Raw genomic sequence first — 19,467 nt, 5'->3', positions numbered from 1 at the left:
CCGCGCCTTGCATCCGGCCCGCAGCCGCGCCACATGGTTCCCCATGATCCCGCCCCGCTTCGATGTCACCCCGGACCAGATCGACCGCGTGGTCGCCGTCTTCTACGGCGCCGTCCGACGGCACGAGGTGCTGGGCCCGGTCTTCGCCCGCCACGTCACCGACTGGCCCGCGCACGAGGCGAAGATCGCCGCCTTCTGGCGCAATGCGATCCTTTATGAACGCAGCTATGACGGCAGCCCGATGCGCGCCCATATGCGGGCGGGCGACGTGCGCGCGGATCATTTCCCGATCTGGCTGGCGCTGTTCGACGAGACCCTGCGCCGCACCCTGCCGCCGGACCCCGCCCGCGCCTGGTCGGCCCTGGCCCACCGCATCGGCCAGGGCCTGCGCATGGGGGTCGAGGACATCCGCCCCACCCGTGAAGGCCCGCCGATCCTGCGCTAGCGGCGCGGCGGGCGCGCCTTGTAGGTCGGTAGGCTCCAGCCCAGCAGCAGGCTGCCTGCCCGCAGCGCGATGACGACCAGCCCGCAAAGGATCAGCGCCATCGGGCGCGGCATCCCGACGCCGATCAGCGCGACCCCGACCAGGGCGCCGCCGAAGGTCGCGGTGACGTAAAGCTCTTTCTGCTTCAGGACCATGGGCAGTTCGTTGCCCACCACGTCGCGGATCAGCCCGCCGAAGGTGCCGGTCACCACCCCCATGGCGACCGCCACGACGGGATGCGCCCCGGTTTCCAGCGCCAGCCCGACGCCGGCAGGCACCGCCACCGCCAGCGCGAAGGCATCCAGCCAGACGATCAGATTATAGCGGCTTTCGAACAGATGCGCGGTGAAGAACACAACGACCGCCGCGCCCGCCGTCAGCAGGATCAGTTCCGGCCGCTGCACCCAGAAGACCGGATCGCGCCCCAGCACCAGATCGCGCACCGTGCCGCCGCCGATCCCGGTCAGCGTGGCGAAGAAGATGAAGCCCACCAGGTCAAGCTGCGCCCGGCTGGCGACCAGGGCCCCGGTCAGCGCGAACACCAGCACGCTGGCATAATCCAGCAGCGGGACAAGCGCCCCGACGCTCATCCCGCGACCCTGGCGGGCTTGAAGGGCGCCATGCCCGCGCGGGCCAGTTCGTCGGCGCGTTCGTTTTCGGGGTGGCCCGCATGGCCCTTGATCCAGGCCCAGGTCACGTCATGGCGCCGCCGGGCCTCGTCCAGGCGCTGCCACAATTCGGCATTCTTGACGGGCTTCCTGTCGGCCGTGCGCCAGCCGTTCTTCTTCCAGCCGTGGATCCACTGGGTCACGCCATTCTTCACATAGGCGCTGTCGGTGGTGATGGTGATCGCACTGGGCCGGGCCAGAACCTCCAGCGCGCTGATCGCGGCCATCAACTCCATCCGGTTGTTGGTGGTCAGCGCCTCGCCCCCGGACAGCTCGCGTTCCTTGACGACGGTATCCCCGTCCATGGCGCGCATCAGCACGCCCCAGCCGCCGGGGCCGGGATTGCCGCTGCACGCGCCGTCGGTCCAGGCGAAAAGCTCAGCCATCCAGCCCCACATATCCCGGCAACGCCGCCACCCGGTCCAGCCAGCGGTTGACGGCCGGGAACCGCGCCATCTCGAACCCGCCTCGATCGCCCGCCGTATGGGTATAGCCGTAAAGGCAGATGTCGGCCAAGCTGATCGCATCCCCCGCCAGCCAGTCATGGCCCGCCAGCCGGTCCTCCAGCACCTGCAACACGGCATGGCCCCGTTCCAGCAACTCGGCCAGCCGCTCGGGCGTGGCCTGTGCCGCGCGCTCGGGATAGGTCCGCAGGGCGGCGCGCACGGCGATCACCGGCTCGTGGTTGTATTGCTCCCAGAACATCCAGGCCAGCATCTGCGCGCGGACCACCGGGTCGGCGGGAACGAACGCCGTCCCCTCCCCCAGAAACCACAGGATCGCGTCGGATTCGCCCAAGGCCCGGCCATCGTCCAGAACCAGCGTCGGCACCTTGCCATAGGGCAGGACCGCCTTCGCCCGCGCCAGATCGGCCGATCCGTATTCGCAATCCACCACCTCGACCCTACGCCCCAGAAGCGCCAGCAGCAGCCTGACCTTGTAGCTGTTGCCCGACGAGGGCATCGAATAAAGCCGCACCTGCTTTCACCTTTGCACAAATATCCTCGGGGGGTCCGGGGGGCGAAGCGCCCCCGGCTTTGGGCGTCAGGCGCTTTCGCGCAGCACCTTCGGCACCTTGAACTCGACGTTCTCTTGCGCCGTCTCGACGATCTCGACCGTCACGTCATAGCGGGCGCGGAAGGCGTCGATGACCTCGTTCACCAGCACCTCGGGGGCGCTTGCGCCCGCCGTGACGCCCACCGCGCGAGCGCCGTCGATGGCGCGCCAGTCGATCTGGTCGGCGCGCATCACCAACTGCGAATAGGCGCAGCCCGCAGCCCGCCCGACCTCGACCAGCCGCTTGGAATTGGACGAATTCGGCGCCCCGATCACAAGCAGCGCGTCGATCTTGTGCGCGACCGCCTTGACGGCGGCCTGCCGGTTGGTGGTGGCATAGCAGATATCCTCGCGGGCGGGGCCGTGGATGGCGGGAAAACGCGCCTTCAGCGCCGCCACGATTTCGGCGGTGTCGTCCACCGACAGCGTGGTCTGGGTGATGAAGGCCAGCCGCGCCGGGTCGCGCGGCGCGATGGCGGCCACATCGGCGACCGTCTCGACCAGGATCACCTCGCCCTCGGGCAACTGGCCCATCGTGCCCAGCACCTCGGGGTGGCCGGCATGGCCGATCATCACCATCTGCAAGCCTTCGGCGTGATGGCGGGCGGCCTCGTTATGGACCTTGGTGACCAGCGGGCAGGTCGCGTCCACATGGATCATATTGCGCCGCCGCGCCTCGGCGGGGACGGCCTTGGGCACGCCATGGGCGGAAAAGATCACCGGGCGGTCGTCGGGCACCTCGTCCAGTTCCTCGACGAAGACCGCGCCCTGGTCGCGCAGGCTGTCCACCACGAACTTGTTGTGGACGATCTCGTGGCGGACATAGACGGGGGCGCCCCATTTCTGCAACGCCATCTCGACGATCTTGATGGCCCGGTCCACGCCCGCGCAGAATCCGCGCGGCGCGGCAAGATACAGCGTCAAGGAGGGCTTTGCGTGTTCCATGGCCCCGAGGTAGCGCGCCCAGGGCCTTTCGTCCAGCCGCCTGGGCGTCACAAACCGGAAACCGCCAGCAGCCCGCCCACGTCCAGATGCGCTTCCAGGTGATCGGCCAGTTCGTCCAGCGTCCGGTCCACCCCGGATTCGTATCCCGGCCGCGACGGCGCGCCCAGCCGCGCCAGCCAGGCGGCGCGGAAGGCATCGTCCGAGAACAGCCCGTGCAGATAGGTGCCCGCGACCCGGCCATCGGCGCTGTGCGCGCCATCGGGACCGGGGATATGGGCGAAGGGCCGCGCGCAGTCGGGGCCAAAGGTGCGGCCCATATGGATCTCGTATCCCGTCACCGGCTGGCCCAGGGCGGTGCCACCGATCCGCTCCAACCGCTTGTCGGCGGCCATCGCGGTTTCCACGTCCAGCAGGCCGAGGCCCGCGACCTCGCCCGCCGCCCCGTCGCTGCCCGAAGTGTCGCGGATCACCCGGCCCAGCATCTGATAGCCGCCGCAGATGCCCAGCACATGCCCGCCGCGCCGGTGGTGGGCGATCAGATCGATGTCCCAGCCCTGCGCGCGCAGGAAGGCCAGGTCGCCCAGCGTGGATTTGGTGCCCGGCAGGATCACCAGATCCGCGTCGCCGGGGATCGCCCGGCCCGGTCCCAGCATGGTCAGCCGCACAGCGGGTTCGGCGGCCAGAGGGTCCAGGTCGTCGAAATTCGCGATCCGCGACAGGCACAGACAGACCACATGCAGCCCCTCGCCTTTCCAGGCGCGCAGATCCACCGCGTCCTCGGCGGGCAGGCGATGCGCCCCGGCGAACCACGGCACCAGGCCAAAGCCGCGCCAGCCGGTGCGCGCCTCGATCAGGCGATAGCCGTCGTCGAACAGGCGCGGATCGCCCCGGAGCTTGTTGACCAGAAATCCCCGGATCATCGCCGCATCCCCGGCGTCCAGAACCGCCTGGGTGCCGACGATCTGCGCGATCACCCCGCCCCGGTCGATATCGCCCGCCAGCACCACCGGCACGCCCGCCGCCCGCGCGAAGCCCATATTGGCGATGTCGCGCGGGCGCAGGTTGACCTCGGCCGGGCTGCCCGCGCCTTCCACGATCACCAGGTCATGCGCCGCGCGCAGGCGGGCGAAGCTGTCCAGGACGCCCGCCAGCAGGCGCGGCCTCAAGGCCGCGTAATCGCGCGCCTCGGCCCGCGCCACGGCGCGGCCTTGCAGGATCACCTGCGCGCCGGTGTCGGTCTCGGGCTTCAGCAGGACGGGGTTCATGTCGGTCACGGGCTCCAACCCGCAGGCGCGGGCCTGCAAGGCCTGGGCGCGGCCGATTTCGCCGCCATCCGCCGTCACGGCGGCGTTGTTCGACATGTTCTGCGGCTTGAAGGGCGCCACCGACAGGCCCCGGCGCCGTGCCGCGCGGCACAGGCCCGCCACCAGCAGCGACTTTCCGACATTCGATCCGGTGCCCTGGATCATCAGCGCAGGCATGGTTCACACTCGCTTGCCATCATCTGCCCGGATGACTAGATAGGCGCGTCCGAAAGCGAAAGGCCGAAAGCCGTGGAAAACGTCGTCCTGACCATCCATCTGATCCTCGCGGTGCTGCTCACCGGGGTGGTGCTGCTGCAACGATCCGAGGGTGGCGGACTTGGCATGGGCGGCGGTGGCGGCGGTGTCATGACCGGCCGGCAGGCCGCGAACGCCCTGACCCGGCTGACCTGGATCTTCGGCATCGCGCTGTTCGTGACCTCGATCGCGCTGACCATCATCGCGGCGCGGCAGGTGTCGAACAGTTCCATCATGGACCAGTTGGGCGTGCCCGCAGGCCGTCAGGAATCGACGCTGCCGCAGGTTCCGGCCTATGTGCCGCCGCCCTCCAGCGGCGCGGCGGGCGATCCGCTGACGCCGCCCGCGCCGGAAGCGGCCGCCCCGGCGACCGATGCCGCCGCACCCGAAGCCGCGGCACCGGCCGTCGAACCCGTGGCGCCGCCTGCGGCCACGACGCCCGCGGCCGATGCGCCCGCAGCCCCTGCCCCGGCCAGCCCGGCGCCCGCCAACTAAGTCACACCAGAACTGGGGGCGGCACCTTTCCGCCCCACATGAACTTGCGGTCCATTGCGGCCACGGGGCGAATCGGCTATATCTCAAGTCCCGTGATGCTGGCTGTCCAACGGCCCGCAGCCAAACAGAATTTGCATCTCACGGGGGCCTTCATGGCGCGTTACATCTTCATCACCGGCGGCGTCGTGTCCTCGCTTGGCAAGGGCCTGGCCTCGGCGGCCCTGGGCGCGCTGTTGCAGGCACGGGGCTTCACCGTGCGGCTGCGCAAGCTGGATCCCTATCTGAACGTCGATCCCGGCACCATGTCGCCGTTCGAGCATGGCGAGGTCTTCGTGACCGATGACGGCGCGGAAACCGACCTGGACCTGGGCCATTACGAACGCTTCACCGGGGTCGCCGCGCGGCGCACGGACAGCGTGTCGTCGGGGCGGATCTATTCCAACGTGCTGGAAAAGGAACGGCGCGGCGAATACCTGGGCAAGACCATCCAGGTCATTCCCCACGTCACCAACGAGATCAAGGACTTCCTGGCCATCGGCGAGGACGAGGTCGATTTCATGCTGTGCGAGATCGGCGGCACGGTGGGCGACATCGAGGGCCTGCCCTTCTTCGAGGCGATCCGCCAGTTCATCCACGAACGTCCGCGCGGCCAGTGCATCCTGATGCACCTGACGCTGCTGCCCTATCTGGCGGCCAGCGGAGAGCTGAAGACCAAGCCTACCCAGCACAGCGTCAAGGAACTGCAATCCATCGGCCTGGCCCCCGATGTGCTGGTCTGCCGGTCCGAACACCCGATCCCGGAAAAGGAACGCGCCAAGATCGCGCTCTTCTGCAACGTCCGCCCCGACGCGGTGATCCCGGCCTATGACCTCAAGTCGATCTACGAGGCGCCTCTGGCCTATCACCGCGCGGGGCTTGACCGCGCCGTTCTGGACGCCTTCGCCATCAGCCCCGCCCCGCGTCCCGACCTGTCCAAATGGGAGGATGTGATCGACCGGCTGGAAAACGCCGAAGGTGTGGTCCGCATCGCCGTGGTCGGCAAGTATACCCAGCTTGAAGACGCCTATAAATCCATTGCCGAGGCGCTGACCCATGGCGGCATGGCCAACCGCGTCCGCGTGAAAGCCGACTGGGTGGACAGCGAAAAGCTGGAAGGCGAAGGCGCGCATCTGCTGGACGGCTATCACGGCATCATCGTGCCCGGCGGCTTCGGCGAGCGCGGCACCGAAGGAATGCTGGCCGCCGCGAAATATGCGCGCGAAAAGAAGGTGCCCTATCTGGGCATCTGCCTGGGGATGCAGATGGCCGTGATCGAGGCCGCCCGCAACCTGGCTGGAATGCCCGACGCCGGATCCGAGGAGTTCGACCACGAGGCGGGCAAGACGCGCTTCACCCCCGTCGTCTATCATCTGAAGGAATGGGTGCAGGGCAACTACACCGTGCAGCGCAAGGTGACGGACGACAAGGGCGGCACCATGCGCCTTGGCGCCTATACCGCGATGCTGACCCCCGATTCGCGGATCAGCGAAGTCTATGGCGGCGCCACCGAGATCGAGGACCGCCACCGCCACCGCTACGAAGTCGACGCGACCTATCGCGAGGCCCTGGAACAGGCGGGCCTGTGCTTTTCCGGCATGTCCCCCGACGGCAAGCTGCCCGAGGTGATCGAATACCCCGACCACCCCTGGTTCATCGGCGTGCAGTCCCACCCGGAACTGAAATCCAAGCCCTTTGCCCCGGCGCCGCTGTTCGCGGGCTTCATCCGGGCGGCGATGCAGGAGGGGCGGCTGGTGTGACCTGCCCCCGGCCTTGATGGCCCGCAGCGGGACAGCGGGCCTTGTCTCTCAGACCTCGCCCGACTGCTGTTCCCGTGGCGGCCGCCCCACGATGTCGCGCAGCGCGTCCAGTTCGATGAAGTTGTCGGCCTGCCTGCGCAGGTCGTCGGCGATCATCGGCGGCTGGCTGCGGATCGTGGACACGACCGACACGCGCACGCCCTGGCGCTGCAAGGCCTCGATCAGGGGGCGGAAATCGCCGTCGCCCGAAAAGATCACCGCATGGTCCAGGCGGGGGGCAAGCTGCATGGCGTCGATGGTCAGTTCGATGTCCATGTTGCCCTTGACCTTCCGGCGGCCCATCGTGTCGGTGTATTCCTTGGCGGGCTTCGTCACCACGCAATAGCCGTTGTAGTGCAGCCAGTCGACCAAGGGGCGGATCGGGGAATAATCCTCGCCCTCCATCAGCGCGGTATAGTAATAGGCGCGCATCAGCTTGCCGCGCCGGTCGAATTCCTGCCTCAGCAGCTTGTAGTCGATGTCGAAGCCCAGGGCCTTGGCGGAAGCATAGAGATTGGCTCCGTCGATGAAGATCGCCAGGCGATCATCCTTGTAAAACATTTTTGTTGCCTTCAATGGAATTGCTCGTTCAACACGCGGGCGAAGCGCGCCGGGACGGCCTTCGCAGACTTCATAGAACGAACAGGGGCCTATGGAAAACTTGTCTTTCGGTATCGTTTCCCTGGGCGCGAACCTGCCATCGGCAAGGGGCGACGCGGCCCGAACTCTGCGCGATGCCCTGCCGATTCTGCACGCAAACCCGGATATTTCGATAGAAGCGGTCAGCCGCATCTGGCGCACGCCCGCCTTTCCGCCGGGATCCGGGCCGGATTACGCCAATGCGGTGGCGGCGATTCGCACCGGCCTTGCGCCGCGGGCGCTGCTGGACCGCCTGCATGGGATCGAGGCTGATTTCGGGCGCGACCGCAGCACGGGCCGATGGTCGGCGCGGGTGCTGGATCTGGATCTGATCGCCCTTGACGACCGGATCCTGCCCGATGCCGCGACGCTGCGGCACTGGATGGATCTGCCCCCGGACCGGCAGCGGGTCGTGGCGCCCGACCAGTTGATCCTGCCCCATCCCCGGATGGCCGATCGCGGCTTCGTCCTGGTCCCCCTGGCCGAGATCGTGCCCGGCTGGCGCCACCCCTTGACCGGGCAGTCGGTGTCAGAGATGGTGGCGCGACTTGGACCCGGTGCCCTATCGGGCATGACACCGCTTGCGCCCGGCAGCGGGCTTGCGGATGCTTGACAACGGCGCATGGGGGGTTCAGAACCTCGGTTTCGCCCCGGATACCCGATTCGCAACTGCACAGGTGAGACATGGCCCGCGTAACGGTCGAAGACTGCGTCGACAAAGTCCCGAACCGCTTTGATCTGGTGATGCTGGCCTCGCATCGCGCGCGAGAGATCGCCGCAGGCAGCCCGCCGACGGTGGATCGCGACAACGACAAGAACCCGGTCGTGGCCCTGCGCGAGATCGCCGAGGAAACGCAGCCGGTGGACGATCTGCGCGAACGGATGATCGAATCGACCCAGACCCAGATCGAGGTCGATGAACCGGAAGAGGACGCCATGGCCCTGCTGCTGGGCGCCGAGGTGGATCGCCCCCGCCCCGCCGACGAGGAATCCGAGGAACGGATGCTGCGCATGATGCTGGAAGCGAACCAGCGTTAAGGTCACGAAAACAGGGGTCTTCGGCAAAGAATGATTGATGTCGAAGACCTTATCGCGCTTGTCCGCAACTATAACCCGCGCAGCAACGCGACCCTGATCCGCGACGCCTATGAATACGGGATGCGGATGCACGAAGGGCAGTTCCGCCAGTCGGGCGAACCCTATTTCACCCACCCCATCGCCGTTGCCGCCATCCTGACGGAAATGCGGCTGGACGACGCGACCATCGTCACCGCCCTGCTGCACGACACGGTCGAGGATACCCGGTCCACCAAGGAAGACCTGACCGCCACCTTCGGAGCCGAGATCGCCGATCTGGTCGATGGCGTCACCAAGCTGACCAATCTGGAACTGTCCAGCGCGCAGTCCAAGCAGGCCGAGAATTTCCGCAAGCTGTTCATGGCCATGTCGCGCGACCTGCGGGTGATCCTGGTCAAGCTGGCCGACCGGCTGCACAACATGCGCACGATCCGGTCGATGCGCCCCGAAAAGCAGGTCAAGAAGGCGCGCGAGACGATGGACATCTATGCGCCTCTGGCCGGGCGCATGGGGATGCAGTGGATGCGCGAGGAGCTGGAGGATCTGGCCTTCAAGGTCATCAACCCCGAGGCGCGCAATTCCATCATCCGCCGCTTCGTCAGCCTGCAACGGGACAGCGGCGACATCATCGGCCAGATCACCGCCGACATCCGGGTCGAGCTGGAACGCGAGGGGATCGAGGCCGATGTCTTCGGCCGCGCCAAGAAGCCGTTTTCCGTCTGGCGCAAGATGCAGGAAAAGCAGCTGGCGTTCTCGCGGCTGTCCGACATCTATGGCTTCCGCATCATCACCCGGTCGGACATGGACTGCTATCGCGCGCTTGGGGTGATCCACCAACGCTGGCGCGCCGTGCCCGGACGGTTCAAGGATTACATCAGCCAGCCGAAATCGAACGGCTACCGATCCATCCACACCACCGTCTCGGGCCGCGACGGCAAGCGGGTCGAGGTGCAGATCCGCACCCGCCAGATGCACGAGGTCGCCGAATCGGGGGTGGCGGCCCATTGGGCCTATCGCGACGGCGCCCGCACCAAGAACCCCTTTGCGGTCAACCCCGCGGAATGGATCGACAGTCTGACCGACCGCTTCGAGGACGAGGACCACAACGAGTTCCTGGAAGCCGTCAAGCTGGAGATGTACCAGGACCAGGTGTTCTGCTTCACGCCCAAGGGCGACGTGCTGCAACTGCCCAAGGGCGCGACGCCCATCGACTTTGCCTATGCGATCCACACGCGGCTGGGCAATTCCTGCGTCGGCGCCAAGGTAGACGGGATCCGCGTGCCGCTGTGGACGCGGCTGAAGAACGGCCAGGCGGTCGACATCATCGCCGCCTCGGGTCAGCGCCCGCAATCGACCTGGCTGGACATCGTGGTGACGGGCCGCGCCAAGGCCGCGATCCGCCGGTCCCTGCGCGAGGAAGATCGCGACCGCTTCATCCGCCTGGGCCGCGAACTTGTCCGCGTCAGCTTCGAACATGTCGGCCGCAAGGTCACCGACAAGGCGCTGCGCACCGCCGCCAAGCAGATGGGCATCGCCGACGGCGACGAATTGCTGGCCCGGATCGGCAGCGCGGAAAACTCGGCCAAGGAGGTGTTGCAGGTCCTGTATCCCGACCTGGCCGCCCATCAGGACGAGATCGACGGCACCCGCCCCTTCGCCGGGGTCGAGGCGGACGCGGACTTCAAGCGCGCGTCCTGCTGCCGCCCGCTGCCCGGCGAACGGATCGTCGGCATCACCTATCGCGGCAAGGGCGTGGTGATCCACGCCATCGACTGCCCGGTGTTGGCGGAATACGAGGACAGCCCCGACCGCTGGGTCGACGTGCAATGGCGCGCGGGCCGCCACCCGGCGGTCTATTCCACGATGCTGAGCCTGACGATCCGCCACGATGCCGGGGTGCTGGGACGGATTTGCAGCCTGATCGGGGCGCAGGGGGCCAATATCTCGAATCTTGAATTCATGGACCGCAAGCCCGACTTCTACCGGATAGAGGTCGAAGTCGAGCTGCGCGACCAGGAGCATCTGCACAACCTTCTCACCGCGCTGGAAGCGGAAAGCGATGTCGCGCAGGTTGCACGCATCCGCGATATCGCGAAGAAACCCTGAAACGGGCATTGTCCGGGGCATAAGGGAACGACAGCCGTGTTCAAGCGCAGCAAGCCGCGCACATATGGGCAACTGGCCAGCGAATTCGTCTATCCGCCGGGCGGGTTCCGGCGGTCCACCACCTATCTGTGGTATCGCCTGCGCCGCCTGCCCGACCAGCCGCACCGCATCGCGCGCGGCGTGGCGGCGGGGGTGTTCCTGTCGTTTTCCCCGCTGCACGGGTTTCACTTCATCGTCGCGGCGCTGCTGTGCCTGGCGATCCGGGGCAATGTGCTGGCGGCCTTCGTGGGCACCTTCGCGGGCAATCCGCTGACCACGCCTTTCATCGCGCTTGGCGCGGTGGGGCTGGGGCGGACCATCCTGGGCCTGCCGGGCGACATGTCGCCCCAGGTGATCTTCCGCGAATTCGCCCATGCCACGGCGGAAACCTGGCACAACGTCATGTCGGCCTTCGGCCCCGGCCCGACCAGCTGGAGCGGGCTGGCCGAGTTCTGGCACGGCATCTTCCTGCCCTATGCGGTCGGCGGCGCGGTCATGGGCGCGATCGCCGCCGCGCTGTCCTATTACATCACCATCCCGCTGGTGCGGCGCTATCACCGGCGCAAGGGGCGCAAGATGGAGGCACGGATCGCCCGTGTGCGCCAGGCCTCGAACGGCGGGGGTCCGGGGAACGCGGCGGGCTGAGGCACGTTTCATCGCCCTGCCACATCAATGCCGCATCGCTGTCACGATCCCGGCCTAGCAGGTGCCTTCGAAACCGACGAAGGAAACCGCCGATGCGCCCGATCCTGGCCTTGCTGGCCTGCTCTGCCGCCCCCCTCCTGACCACCGCCGCCCTGGCCGAGGACAGCTTTCCCGCCACCCTGGCCGGTCACGCGACCCTGCCCGCCTTCACCATGGCGACGCCCCCCGCCGATGCGCCGCGCGACCTGTGGGTGTCGGGCAAGTTCACCGGCAAGACCCGCAACGAGACGCCGATGTCGGTCGAAGGCGACGTGGGCAAGACCTATGGCGGCCACAAGACCGGCATCTCGCTGCCCTTCATCGGCCAGCCGGTGCAGGGCATGTCGGGCCTGGCGATGAACCGCGACGCGGATGGAAGCTGGTTCACGCTGACCGACAACGGCTTCGGGTCCAAGCTGAACAGCCCCGATGCGATGCTGTTCTTCCACCGCATGCAGCCCGATTTCGAGACCGGCGCGGTCGAGCGCCTGGAAACGGTCTTCCTGCGCGATCCCGACCACAAGGTGCCCTTCCGCATCGCCAACGAGGGGACCGAGGGCCGCTATCTGACCGGCGCGGATTTCGACCCGGAAAGCATCCAGTTCCTGAACGACGAAATCTGGATCGGCGACGAATTCGGCCCCTTCGTCCTGCGCGTGGCCCGCGACGGGCGGGTTCTGTCGGTCCACCAGACGATGCTGGACGGCGCGGCGCTGACCGGCCCGGACACGCCCGGCAGCACGGTTCCCGCGCAGCCCGGCACCGATTACCGCGTCCAGCGGTCGGGCGGATACGAGGGCATGGCCCTGCAACCCGGCACCGGCCTGCTGTGGGGGATGCTGGAAAAGCCGCTGCTGGCCGAGGGCGGCCAGCCCGAGGGTGACTTCCTGCGCGTCATCACCTTCGACACCGCGAAGGGCGACTGGACCGGCGACAGCTATCGCTTCCGCCTGGCCGAGGGCGCGACGGCGATCGGCGATTTCAACTTCATCGACGACACCCGCGCCCTGGTCATCGAACGCGACAACGGCGAAGGCGACGCCGCCCGCGCCTGCGCCGATGGGGCGGCCGACCAATCCGCCTGCTATCCCCTGCCCGCGCGCGTCAAGAACGTGGTGCTGGTCGATACCGCCAGCGTCGATGCCGAGGGCTTCATCCGCCGTATCGGCCATATCGACCTGCTGGACATCGCCGATCCCGACAACAAGGCCCCCGAAGGGCTGTCGGCGGACGGCAGGTTCAGCTTCCCCTTCTTTACCATCGAGGACGTGGCCCGCGTCGACGACACGCATATCCTGGTGGCGAACGACAACAACCTGCCCTTCTCGGGCGGGCGCGAGATCGGCAAGGCGGCGGATAACGAGTTCATCCTGCTGTCGGTGCCGGAATTGCTGTCCGCGCGCTGAGGCGGCACGGGCGGGGGACTTCGCGTCCCCCGCACCCCCTGCGGGATATTTGGGCGAAGATGAAGATCAGCCGGGGGCCTGCGCCAAGGCCCGAAGATAGGTCGCCGACCACCAGCCGACATCCTGTTCGACCACGCCGCGCAGCAGCGCCGCGTGGCGGTCGCGGCGTTCGTCCAGCGGCATGGCGATGGCCTGCTGCATGGCCTGGGCCAGTTCCCAGGGGTCGTGGGGGTTGATGATCAGCGCCTCGGTCATCGCCTCGGCCGCGCCGGCGAAGCGCGACAGGATCAGAACGCCCGGATCGGCGGCGTTCTGGGCCGCGACATATTCCTTGGCCACCAGGTTCATGCCGTCGGCCAGCGGCGTGACAAGACCCACGCGGGACTGGCGATAGAGGCCCGCAAGCTCGTTGCGGGGGATCGGGCGGTGGATGAAGCGGATCGGCGTCCAGTTGACGGTGGCGAACTGGCCATTGATGCGGCCCGCCAGATGTTCGGTTTCCTCGCGGATCTGCTGATAGGCCTCCACGGATTCCCGTGTCGGCGGCGCGATTTGCAGCAGCATCACCTGTTCGGTCAGCGAGGGGTCGTTTTCCAGCAGATACTGGAAGGCCCGGAACCGCTGCGGGATGCCTTTGGAATAGTCCAGCCGGTCCACGCCGATCATCATCTGCGATCCGGTCAGGCTGCGCATCCGGTCTTCCTCTCGCGCGCCCTCGGCCTCGGCGACGAAGGAATCGGCGTCGATGCCGATGGGAAAGACGCCCGCGCGGATATGGCGGTCAGCGATGCGGAAATCATGGTCCGACACCTGTTCGGCATCGGTCAGGCTGCGGGCGCTTGCGGCGAAGTTGTCCAGGTCGCGCTGCGCCTGGAAGCCCAGCAGGTCGTAATGAGACAGCCATTCGAACAGCTCTGGCGGGTTCGGCAGGGTCGCGCAATCGGCGGGGCCAGGAAAGGGGATGTGCAGGAAATGCCCGATCGGACCCCGGACCCCCAGCTTGCGCAGTTCTCCGGCCAGCGGGAACAGCTGATAGTCGTGGATCCAGATCCGGTCGCCCTCGCGGAGATGCGGGGCCAGCAGCCGGGCGATGCGTTCGTTGACCCGGCGATAGCCGTCCAGGTATTCCGGCAGGATCCGCATCAGATCCGCGCGGCCATGGCAGACCGGCCACAGCACGGAATTGGAATAGCCCAGGTAATATTCGTCGTGGTCCTGCGGCGTCAGGTCGAAGGAGGCGCGCTGGAACGCCGCCCCTTCATGGAAGGCCAGGGCCTCGGCCGGATCCTCGACCGTCTCGCCCGAAAAGCCGACCCACAGCCCGCCCGAGGTGCGCAGCGCGTCCTGCAACGCGACGACCAGACCGCCCGAGGGGTTGTCGCCCAGCGGAATGCGATTCGAGACGGCGACAAGACGCGACATCAGCGCAGGCCCCCCAAGGCTTCGTCCAGCCAGCGGCCCAGGGCGGCGGGGTCGTCCAGCCGGTATCGCGCGACGGTATCCCCGGCGCCGATCTTGATGCCGTCCCCGCCAAGCGCCTGGGCGCGGGCCATTGCCGGTTCGTCCGTCAGGTCGTCGCCCGCATAGACCGGGACGCGGCCCGCGAAGGGCGGCATGGCCATCAGCCGGTCCAGGGCGCCGTCCTTGCCCGAGCCGGCCGGGCGCAGTTCCACCGCCATCTTGGCGGGTTGCAGGATCATGTCGGGATGGGCGTCGGCCAGGTGCTGCATCACCTCCTCGACCACCGCGCGCAGCGAGGGATCGGCGCGGTAATGCAGCGCGACGCCGTGCGGCTTGCGTTCGATCAGGATCGCGGGATGCGCGGCGACCGCCCGGGCCGCGGCGGCGTGCAGGGCGGGAATGTCCAGATCGGCGTCGTGGGTCGCCGTGATGTCCTTGCCGCCCAAGGCCAGTTCGGCGCCGTGGCTGCCCGCCATCGCGCCGGGAAAACCGGGCAGATAGCGCCGCAGATCCGCCACGTCGCGCCCCGAGATCAGCGCGACCGCCCCGCCTAGGGCATCGTGCAGCCGTTCCAGCCGGTCGGCCAGTCCCGAAGGGACCGACACGGCATCGGGGCGGGGGGCGATCTCGACCAGACAGCCGTCGAAATCGAGGAAAAGGGCGGTGTTTGCGGTCAGGGCGGGAAGGGACAGGGCTGGCGGCTGCATTGGCGCGCATTCTCCTTTGCAACAGGGATCCGAAACTCTAACCCCTTGGGACGGCATCGGTTTCACGAAAGCGCGAGATTTTCCGCCGCGTTACCATTGCCCCGCGCCGCCTGCCGGGCCATCGTCGTGCCAGACCCGGAGGATCACATGCTGCCACCCATCCTGCAAGACCTGCGCATTCCCGTCGTCGCCTCGCCGATGTTCATCGTGTCAGGCCCTGACCTGGTGATCGCGCAATGCAAGGCCGGGATCGTCGGCAGCTTCCCGGCCCTGAACGCCCGCGAGAAGGATGGCGAGCCGCCCCTGCTGGACGCCTGGCTGACCCGCATCAGGGAGGAGTTGGACCGCCACAACCAGGCCAATCCCGACCGGCCCGCCGCGCCCTTTGCCGTGAATCAGATCGTCCACCGCAGCAACGCCCGGCTGGACCGCGACATCGAGATCTGCCACCGCCACAAGGTGCCGATCTGGATCACGTCCCTGGGCGCGCGGGTCGAGGTGAATGAGGCCGCCCATGACTGCGGCGGCATCGCGCTGCATGACGTGATCAACAACGTCTTCGCGAAGAAGGCTATTGAAAAGGGCGCGGACGGTCTGATCGCGGTGGCGGCGGGCGCGGGGGGCCATGCCGGGCCGCTGTCGCCCTTTGCCCTGGTCCAGGAGATCCGCGATTGGTTCGATGGCCCGCTGCTGCTGTCGGGGGCCATTGCCACGGGCCGGGCGGTGCTGGCGGCGCAGGCCATGGGGGCCGACCTGGCCTATATCGGCAGCCCCTTCATCGCCACGGCCGAGGCGAACGCGCCCGCCGACTACAAGCGGATGATCACCGAAAGCGGGGCGATGGATATCGTCACCTCGTCGCTGTTCACGGGGGTGTCGGGGAATTACCTTGCGCCGTCGATCCGGGCGGCGGGGCTGGACCCGGACAACCTGGACACGGCGGACGCATCCAGCATGAATTTCGGCGGCAACGCAGCCAAGGCCAAGGCCTGGAGCCAGATCTGGGGATCCGGCCAGGGGATCGGCGCGGTGCGCGACATCGTGCCCGCCGCAGCGCGGATCGACCGGCTGGCCGCCGAATATGCCGCCGCGAGGGCCGCGATCTGCGGCTGACCTTTGCGATCCGCGCCCGGCGCCCCATATTGGGGCGGAACAGGACCAGCGGAGGACAAGCATGGCCTATCAGAAAACCGCCGAGGCCGTCGCCCGGCTGACGCCCGAGCAGCGTCGCGTCACCCAGGAAAACGGCACCGAACGCCCCTTTACCGGCGAATACGACCACCATTTCGAACCCGGCATCTATGTGGACGTGGTGTCCGGCGAGCCGCTGTTCGCGTCGTCGGCCAAATACGATTCCGGCTGCGGTTGGCCCGCCTTCACCAAGCCCATCGACGGCAACGTGACCGAACACCGCGACACCTCGCACGGCATGGTCCGGGTCGAGGTTCGGTCGAAACATGGCGACAGCCATCTGGGCCATGTCTTCCCCGACGGCCCGCCCGATGCCGGGGGCCTGCGCTATTGCATCAACTCGGCGTCGCTGCGCTTCGTGCCGAAGGACCGGATGGAGGCCGAGGGTTACGGCGCCTATCTGTCCCAGGTCGAGGAGGCCGGCCGATGAGCGAACGCGCGGTTCTTGCGGGCGGCTGCTTCTGGGGGATGCAGGATCTGATCCGGCGCCTGCCCGGCGTCATCGCAACCCGCGTCGGCTATACCGGCGGTGACATCCCGAACGCCACCTATCGCAACCACGGCACCCATGCCGAGGGGATCGAGATCGTCTTCGACCCCGGCATCATCACCTATCGCAAGCTGCTGGAGGTGTTCTTCCAGATCCACGATCCGACCACGCCCAACCGGCAGGGCAACGACATCGGACCCAGCTATCGCTCGGCGATCTATTACGCGGATGAGGATCAGAAGCGGGTGGCCCTGGAGACCATCGCAGACGTGAATGCGTCGGGGCTGTGGCCCGGCAGGGTCGTGACCGAGGTGGAACCCGTGGGCGATTTCTGGGAAGCCGAACCCGAACACCAGGATTATCTGGAACGCTTCCCCAACGGCTATACCTGCCATTTCCCGCGCCCGAACTGGGTGCTGCCGCGCAAGACCGCGGCGGAATAGCGGTTCAGGCCCGGCCCGCCGCCGCCGACAGCAGCGACGGGTCGATGCCCTGGGCGCGCAGGGCGGTCTGCCATTTGTCGGAATGGGCGGTGCTGAAGATCAGTTCCTCGGCCCCGTCGCCGGTCAGCCAGCCGTTTTGCAGCATCTCGTCTTCCAGCTGCCCCGGCCCCCATCCGGCATAGCCAAGCGCCAGCACCGCCGAGGCCGGGCCGTGGCCGTTGGCCAGATCCTCCAGGATATCGCGCGTCGTGGTCATCGCCAGAGTGCGGCCGATGCGCAGCCGTCCCTCGGGGTCGTCGCCATGTTCGGGGACATTGTGCAGCACGAAACCGCGCCCCGGTTCGACCGGCCCGCCGAAGCGGACCTCGATCCGCCGGGCGGCGGCATCGGTCTCGATGCCAAGCTGTTCCAGCAGGTCGCCAAAGTCGATCTCTGGCAGAGGCCGGTTCAGGACCAGGCCCATCGCGCCCTCGTCCGTATGGGCGCAGACCAGCACGACCGACCGTTCGAAGCGCGGGTCGGACATGCCCGGCATCGCGATCAGGATCTTGCCGGTCAGGTTGGACTGCTCTGCCGCGCCGGACGGAATGCCGGCAGAGCGGCTGCCGTGACTGTGGGGACTGCTCATCTGCTCTCCTTATCCCTCCAAAATCGGCATAAGCGTCCTGTGTTGCAAGCCCTGCGCGCAATTGTGACTTCATCCGGGTGCCGCCTGTCGCTATCGCTGGACCATGATCCGTGCCGCCCTGACCCTTTCCTGCCTGTGCCTGACGGCGTCGCCTCTTGCCGCAGAGGCGCCCACCCCCGGCTTGGCCGGCGTTCGCATCCTGCCCGGCTGGACCCAGTCGGATGGAAGCCGCATCGCCGCCATAGAGTTCCGGCTGGAACCCGGCTGGAAGACCTATTGGCGCAGTCCCGGCGACAGCGGCCTGCCGCCGGTCTTCGACTGGTCGGAATCGGCCAACCTGGACCGCGTGACGCTGCACTGGCCCGCGCCGCAGGCGATCCCCTCGGACGACGGGACGGCGCTTGGCTATCACGACCGGCTGGTCCTGCCCTTTACCGCGACCCCGGCAGCCTCCGGCAGCGGCGTCGACCTGGCGGTAACGGTCGATTTCGGGCTGTGCAAGAACATCTGCGTCCCGGCCCATGTCACCCTGACGGCGGACGCGCCGGGGACCGCCCCGGATCCCCAGATCCTTGCCGCGATGGACCAGGTGCCCCGCACCGCCCCCGGCAGCCCCGATTGCGCGATCCGGCCGATCGCCGACGGGATGCGCGTCACCGCCACCCTGCCCCGCCCCGTCGCCCTGGCGGCGATGGAGCTGGCCGAGGCCGAGGTCTGGACCTCGGGCGCCGAACTGCGGACAGAAGGCGGCGTCACGACGCTGACGGCCGATTTCGTCCCGCCTCAGGCCGCGCCCTTCGATCTGCCCCGCGACCGGCTGGTCTTTACCCTGATCGACGACCAGGGCGCGGTCGAGATGCGGGGCTGCGAAGGCTAGGCCGACCCCTCCAGCCGCGCGGCCAGCGACAGCAGGTCGGCCCAGGCTTCCCGCTTGGCGGGGGGGTTGCGCAGCAGATAGGCGGGATGGGTCATCGGCAGCGCCGGGCGACCGAAGGCCTGCACCCAGGTCCCGCGCAGCCGCAGGATGCCGCGCCGTCCGATGGCCGCGTCGCAGGCGATATTGCCCATCAGCACGATCAGGTCGGGGGCCACCAGGTCGATATGGCGGCGCACGAAGGGCAGGCTGACGGCGATCTCGTCCGGGCGGGGGTCGCGGTTGCCGGGGGGTCGCCAGGTCAGCACATTGGTGATGTAGAACGCCTTTTCCGCATCCACCGCCCGGCGCGACAGGCCGATGGCGTCGAACATGCGGTCCAGCAACTGCCCCGCGCGGCCGACGAAGGGGCGGCCCTGGCGGTCCTCTTCGTCGCCCGGCGCCTCGCCCAGGATCAGGACGCGCGCCTTGGGATTGCCGTCGGCGAAACAGAAGTTCCGCGCGCCCTTCTTCAGCTCGATCCCGTCGAAACCCTCCTGCGCGGCGGCCAGGGCGTCCAGCGTATCGGACGCCGCCGCCAGGGCCTCGGCCTGGCCCACGCGGGCGGGCAGGTCGTCATCCCCGTCGGCGGTCAGCGACAGCGCGGGCGCCGCCGGGGGGGCCGGCGGGATCTGCGGCGG

At 68.0% G+C, this 19,467-nt stretch carries 22 protein-coding genes; 12 read left to right on the top strand and 10 right to left on the bottom strand.

Annotated features, from left to right (window positions below):
- Window positions 1-43: 43 nt before the first annotated feature.
- Window positions 44-445, top strand: coding sequence for a group III truncated hemoglobin (locus PARHAE_RS01395; RefSeq protein ID WP_126152819.1), 402 nt, complete (start codon window positions 44-46; stop codon window positions 443-445).
- Here the strand turns inward: PARHAE_RS01395 and PARHAE_RS01390 are convergent.
- The 5 genes from PARHAE_RS01390 to PARHAE_RS01370 all read right to left on the bottom strand — a co-directional run bounded on the left by PARHAE_RS01390 (window position 442) and on the right by PARHAE_RS01370 (window position 4,634).
- The gene (locus PARHAE_RS01390; RefSeq protein WP_126152818.1) at window positions 442-1,074 is read right to left on the bottom strand and encodes a trimeric intracellular cation channel family protein; all 633 of its coding nucleotides are present in this window, start codon (window positions 1,072-1,074) and stop codon (window positions 442-444) included. The genes PARHAE_RS01395 and PARHAE_RS01390 overlap by 4 nt on opposite strands.
- On the bottom strand, window positions 1,071-1,538 hold the full coding sequence (gene rnhA / locus PARHAE_RS01385) for a ribonuclease HI (protein WP_126152817.1): 468 nt from the start codon (window positions 1,536-1,538) through the stop codon (window positions 1,071-1,073). The genes PARHAE_RS01390 and rnhA overlap by 4 nt, the downstream gene beginning before the upstream one ends.
- On the bottom strand, window positions 1,531-2,130 hold the full coding sequence (locus PARHAE_RS01380) for a glutathione S-transferase family protein (protein ID WP_126152816.1): 600 nt from the start codon (window positions 2,128-2,130) through the stop codon (window positions 1,531-1,533). Before PARHAE_RS01380 ends, rnhA begins: the two co-directional genes overlap by 8 nt.
- Window positions 2,131-2,196: 66 nt before the next feature.
- A complete protein-coding gene (gene ispH / locus PARHAE_RS01375; protein ID WP_126152815.1) occupies window positions 2,197-3,153 on the bottom strand; it encodes a 4-hydroxy-3-methylbut-2-enyl diphosphate reductase in 957 nt (318 codons plus the stop codon).
- 47 nt (window positions 3,154-3,200) lie between these two features.
- Window positions 3,201-4,634 (bottom strand): cobyric acid synthase, encoded by a 1,434-nt coding sequence (locus PARHAE_RS01370; RefSeq protein ID WP_126152814.1) that lies wholly within the window; start codon window positions 4,632-4,634, stop codon window positions 3,201-3,203.
- Window positions 4,635-4,706: 72 nt separating this feature from the next.
- On the opposite strand from PARHAE_RS01370, the gene secG reads away from it, so the two are divergent.
- A complete protein-coding gene (gene secG, locus PARHAE_RS01365; protein WP_126152813.1) occupies window positions 4,707-5,207 on the top strand; it encodes a preprotein translocase subunit SecG in 501 nt (166 codons plus the stop codon).
- Window positions 5,208-5,359: 152 nt separating this feature from the next.
- Window positions 5,360-7,003 (top strand): CTP synthase, encoded by a 1,644-nt coding sequence (locus PARHAE_RS01360; protein ID WP_126152812.1) that lies wholly within the window; start codon window positions 5,360-5,362, stop codon window positions 7,001-7,003.
- 48 nt (window positions 7,004-7,051) lie between these two features.
- On the opposite strand, the gene PARHAE_RS01355 is transcribed toward PARHAE_RS01360, so the two are convergent.
- The gene (locus PARHAE_RS01355; RefSeq protein ID WP_126152811.1) at window positions 7,052-7,603 is read right to left on the bottom strand and encodes a LabA-like NYN domain-containing protein; all 552 of its coding nucleotides are present in this window, start codon (window positions 7,601-7,603) and stop codon (window positions 7,052-7,054) included.
- A 91-nt stretch (window positions 7,604-7,694) separates the two neighbouring features.
- On the opposite strand from PARHAE_RS01355, the gene folK reads away from it, so the two are divergent.
- The 5 genes from folK (at window position 7,695) to PARHAE_RS01330 (ending at window position 12,993) form a co-directional block, all read left to right on the top strand.
- The gene (folK, locus tag PARHAE_RS01350) at window positions 7,695-8,294 is read left to right on the top strand and encodes a 2-amino-4-hydroxy-6-hydroxymethyldihydropteridine diphosphokinase (protein WP_126152810.1); all 600 of its coding nucleotides are present in this window, start codon (window positions 7,695-7,697) and stop codon (window positions 8,292-8,294) included.
- 71 nt (window positions 8,295-8,365) lie between these two features.
- Entirely contained in the window at window positions 8,366-8,719 is a 354-nt protein-coding gene (gene rpoZ / locus PARHAE_RS01345) for a DNA-directed RNA polymerase subunit omega (protein WP_126152809.1), read from the top strand.
- 30 nt (window positions 8,720-8,749) lie between these two features.
- Window positions 8,750-10,864: a RelA/SpoT family protein gene (locus PARHAE_RS01340; RefSeq protein WP_126152808.1), complete on the top strand. Its 2,115-nt coding sequence runs from the start codon at window positions 8,750-8,752 to the stop codon at window positions 10,862-10,864.
- 36 nt (window positions 10,865-10,900) lie between these two features.
- On the top strand, window positions 10,901-11,548 hold the full coding sequence (locus PARHAE_RS01335; protein WP_126152807.1) for a DUF2062 domain-containing protein: 648 nt from the start codon (window positions 10,901-10,903) through the stop codon (window positions 11,546-11,548).
- Window positions 11,549-11,640: 92 nt separating this feature from the next.
- Window positions 11,641-12,993, top strand: coding sequence for an esterase-like activity of phytase family protein (locus PARHAE_RS01330; RefSeq protein WP_126152806.1), 1,353 nt, complete (start codon window positions 11,641-11,643; stop codon window positions 12,991-12,993).
- Window positions 12,994-13,059: 66 nt separating this feature from the next.
- Here the strand turns inward: PARHAE_RS01330 and PARHAE_RS01325 are convergent, their stop codons facing one another.
- Entirely contained in the window at window positions 13,060-14,415 is a 1,356-nt protein-coding gene (locus PARHAE_RS01325; RefSeq protein ID WP_126152805.1) for an alpha,alpha-trehalose-phosphate synthase (UDP-forming), read from the bottom strand.
- On the bottom strand, window positions 14,415-15,161 hold the full coding sequence (gene otsB / locus PARHAE_RS01320; protein ID WP_164555104.1) for a trehalose-phosphatase: 747 nt from the start codon (window positions 15,159-15,161) through the stop codon (window positions 14,415-14,417). The genes PARHAE_RS01325 and otsB overlap by 1 nt, the downstream gene beginning before the upstream one ends.
- A gap of 147 nt (window positions 15,162-15,308) precedes the next feature.
- Between otsB and PARHAE_RS01315 the strand changes: the two genes are divergently transcribed.
- From PARHAE_RS01315 to msrA, 3 genes are all read left to right on the top strand, one after another.
- Entirely contained in the window at window positions 15,309-16,274 is a 966-nt protein-coding gene (locus PARHAE_RS01315) for an NAD(P)H-dependent flavin oxidoreductase (protein WP_126152803.1), read from the top strand.
- A 61-nt stretch (window positions 16,275-16,335) separates the two neighbouring features.
- Window positions 16,336-16,782: a peptide-methionine (R)-S-oxide reductase MsrB gene (gene msrB, locus PARHAE_RS01310; protein WP_126152802.1), complete on the top strand. Its 447-nt coding sequence runs from the start codon at window positions 16,336-16,338 to the stop codon at window positions 16,780-16,782.
- Complete coding sequence (gene msrA, locus PARHAE_RS01305) at window positions 16,779-17,285, top strand: peptide-methionine (S)-S-oxide reductase MsrA (RefSeq protein ID WP_126152801.1); 507 nt, start codon at window positions 16,779-16,781, stop codon at window positions 17,283-17,285. The genes msrB and msrA overlap by 4 nt, the downstream gene beginning before the upstream one ends.
- 4 nt (window positions 17,286-17,289) lie before the next feature.
- Here the strand turns inward: msrA and PARHAE_RS01300 are convergent, their stop codons facing one another.
- Window positions 17,290-17,913, bottom strand: coding sequence for a YqgE/AlgH family protein (locus PARHAE_RS01300; RefSeq protein WP_126152800.1), 624 nt, complete (start codon window positions 17,911-17,913; stop codon window positions 17,290-17,292).
- A 103-nt stretch (window positions 17,914-18,016) separates the two neighbouring features.
- Between PARHAE_RS01300 and PARHAE_RS01295 the strand changes: the two genes are divergently transcribed.
- On the top strand, window positions 18,017-18,790 hold the full coding sequence (locus PARHAE_RS01295) for a protein-disulfide reductase DsbD domain-containing protein (RefSeq protein ID WP_126152799.1): 774 nt from the start codon (window positions 18,017-18,019) through the stop codon (window positions 18,788-18,790).
- Here PARHAE_RS01295 and PARHAE_RS01290 read toward each other — a convergent pair.
- Window positions 18,787-19,467, bottom strand: a 681-nt coding sequence (locus PARHAE_RS01290) for a uracil-DNA glycosylase (RefSeq protein WP_164555103.1), incomplete at its 5' end; no start/stop codon positions are given. The two genes, PARHAE_RS01295 and PARHAE_RS01290, sit on opposite strands and share 4 nt — an antisense overlap.

The sequence above is a fragment of the Paracoccus haematequi genome, assembly GCF_900631945.1.
In the GTDB taxonomy this organism is placed as follows: Bacteria; Pseudomonadota; Alphaproteobacteria; order Rhodobacterales; family Rhodobacteraceae; genus Paracoccus; species Paracoccus haematequi_A.
Note: the sequence above shows the minus strand (reverse complement) of the source record. Positions and strands in the feature narration are given on the sequence as shown.

Coding starts and splice junctions, on each gene's coding strand:
- PARHAE_RS01395 (WP_126152819.1), top strand. CDS start 44: ATGATCCCGCCCCGCTTCGATGTCACCCCGGACCAGATCGACCGCGTG.
- PARHAE_RS01315 (WP_126152803.1), top strand. CDS start 15,309: ATGCTGCCACCCATCCTGCAAGACCTGCGCATTCCCGTCGTCGCCTCG.
- PARHAE_RS01295 (WP_126152799.1), top strand. CDS start 18,017: ATGATCCGTGCCGCCCTGACCCTTTCCTGCCTGTGCCTGACGGCGTCG.
- PARHAE_RS01355 (WP_126152811.1), bottom strand. CDS start 7,603: ATGTTTTACAAGGATGATCGCCTGGCGATCTTCATCGACGGAGCCAAT.
- PARHAE_RS01330 (WP_126152806.1), top strand. CDS start 11,641: ATGCGCCCGATCCTGGCCTTGCTGGCCTGCTCTGCCGCCCCCCTCCTG.
- msrA (WP_126152801.1), top strand. CDS start 16,779: ATGAGCGAACGCGCGGTTCTTGCGGGCGGCTGCTTCTGGGGGATGCAG.
- PARHAE_RS01390 (WP_126152818.1), bottom strand. CDS start 1,074: ATGAGCGTCGGGGCGCTTGTCCCGCTGCTGGATTATGCCAGCGTGCTG.
- PARHAE_RS01360 (WP_126152812.1), top strand. CDS start 5,360: ATGGCGCGTTACATCTTCATCACCGGCGGCGTCGTGTCCTCGCTTGGC.
- rnhA (WP_126152817.1), bottom strand. CDS start 1,538: ATGGCTGAGCTTTTCGCCTGGACCGACGGCGCGTGCAGCGGCAATCCC.
- otsB (WP_164555104.1), bottom strand. CDS start 15,161: ATGCAGCCGCCAGCCCTGTCCCTTCCCGCCCTGACCGCAAACACCGCC.
- PARHAE_RS01325 (WP_126152805.1), bottom strand. CDS start 14,415: ATGTCGCGTCTTGTCGCCGTCTCGAATCGCATTCCGCTGGGCGACAAC.
- rpoZ (WP_126152809.1), top strand. CDS start 8,366: ATGGCCCGCGTAACGGTCGAAGACTGCGTCGACAAAGTCCCGAACCGC.
- msrB (WP_126152802.1), top strand. CDS start 16,336: ATGGCCTATCAGAAAACCGCCGAGGCCGTCGCCCGGCTGACGCCCGAG.
- PARHAE_RS01370 (WP_126152814.1), bottom strand. CDS start 4,634: ATGCCTGCGCTGATGATCCAGGGCACCGGATCGAATGTCGGAAAGTCG.
- folK (WP_126152810.1), top strand. CDS start 7,695: ATGGAAAACTTGTCTTTCGGTATCGTTTCCCTGGGCGCGAACCTGCCA.
- PARHAE_RS01340 (WP_126152808.1), top strand. CDS start 8,750: ATGATTGATGTCGAAGACCTTATCGCGCTTGTCCGCAACTATAACCCG.
- ispH (WP_126152815.1), bottom strand. CDS start 3,153: ATGGAACACGCAAAGCCCTCCTTGACGCTGTATCTTGCCGCGCCGCGC.
- PARHAE_RS01300 (WP_126152800.1), bottom strand. CDS start 17,913: ATGAGCAGTCCCCACAGTCACGGCAGCCGCTCTGCCGGCATTCCGTCC.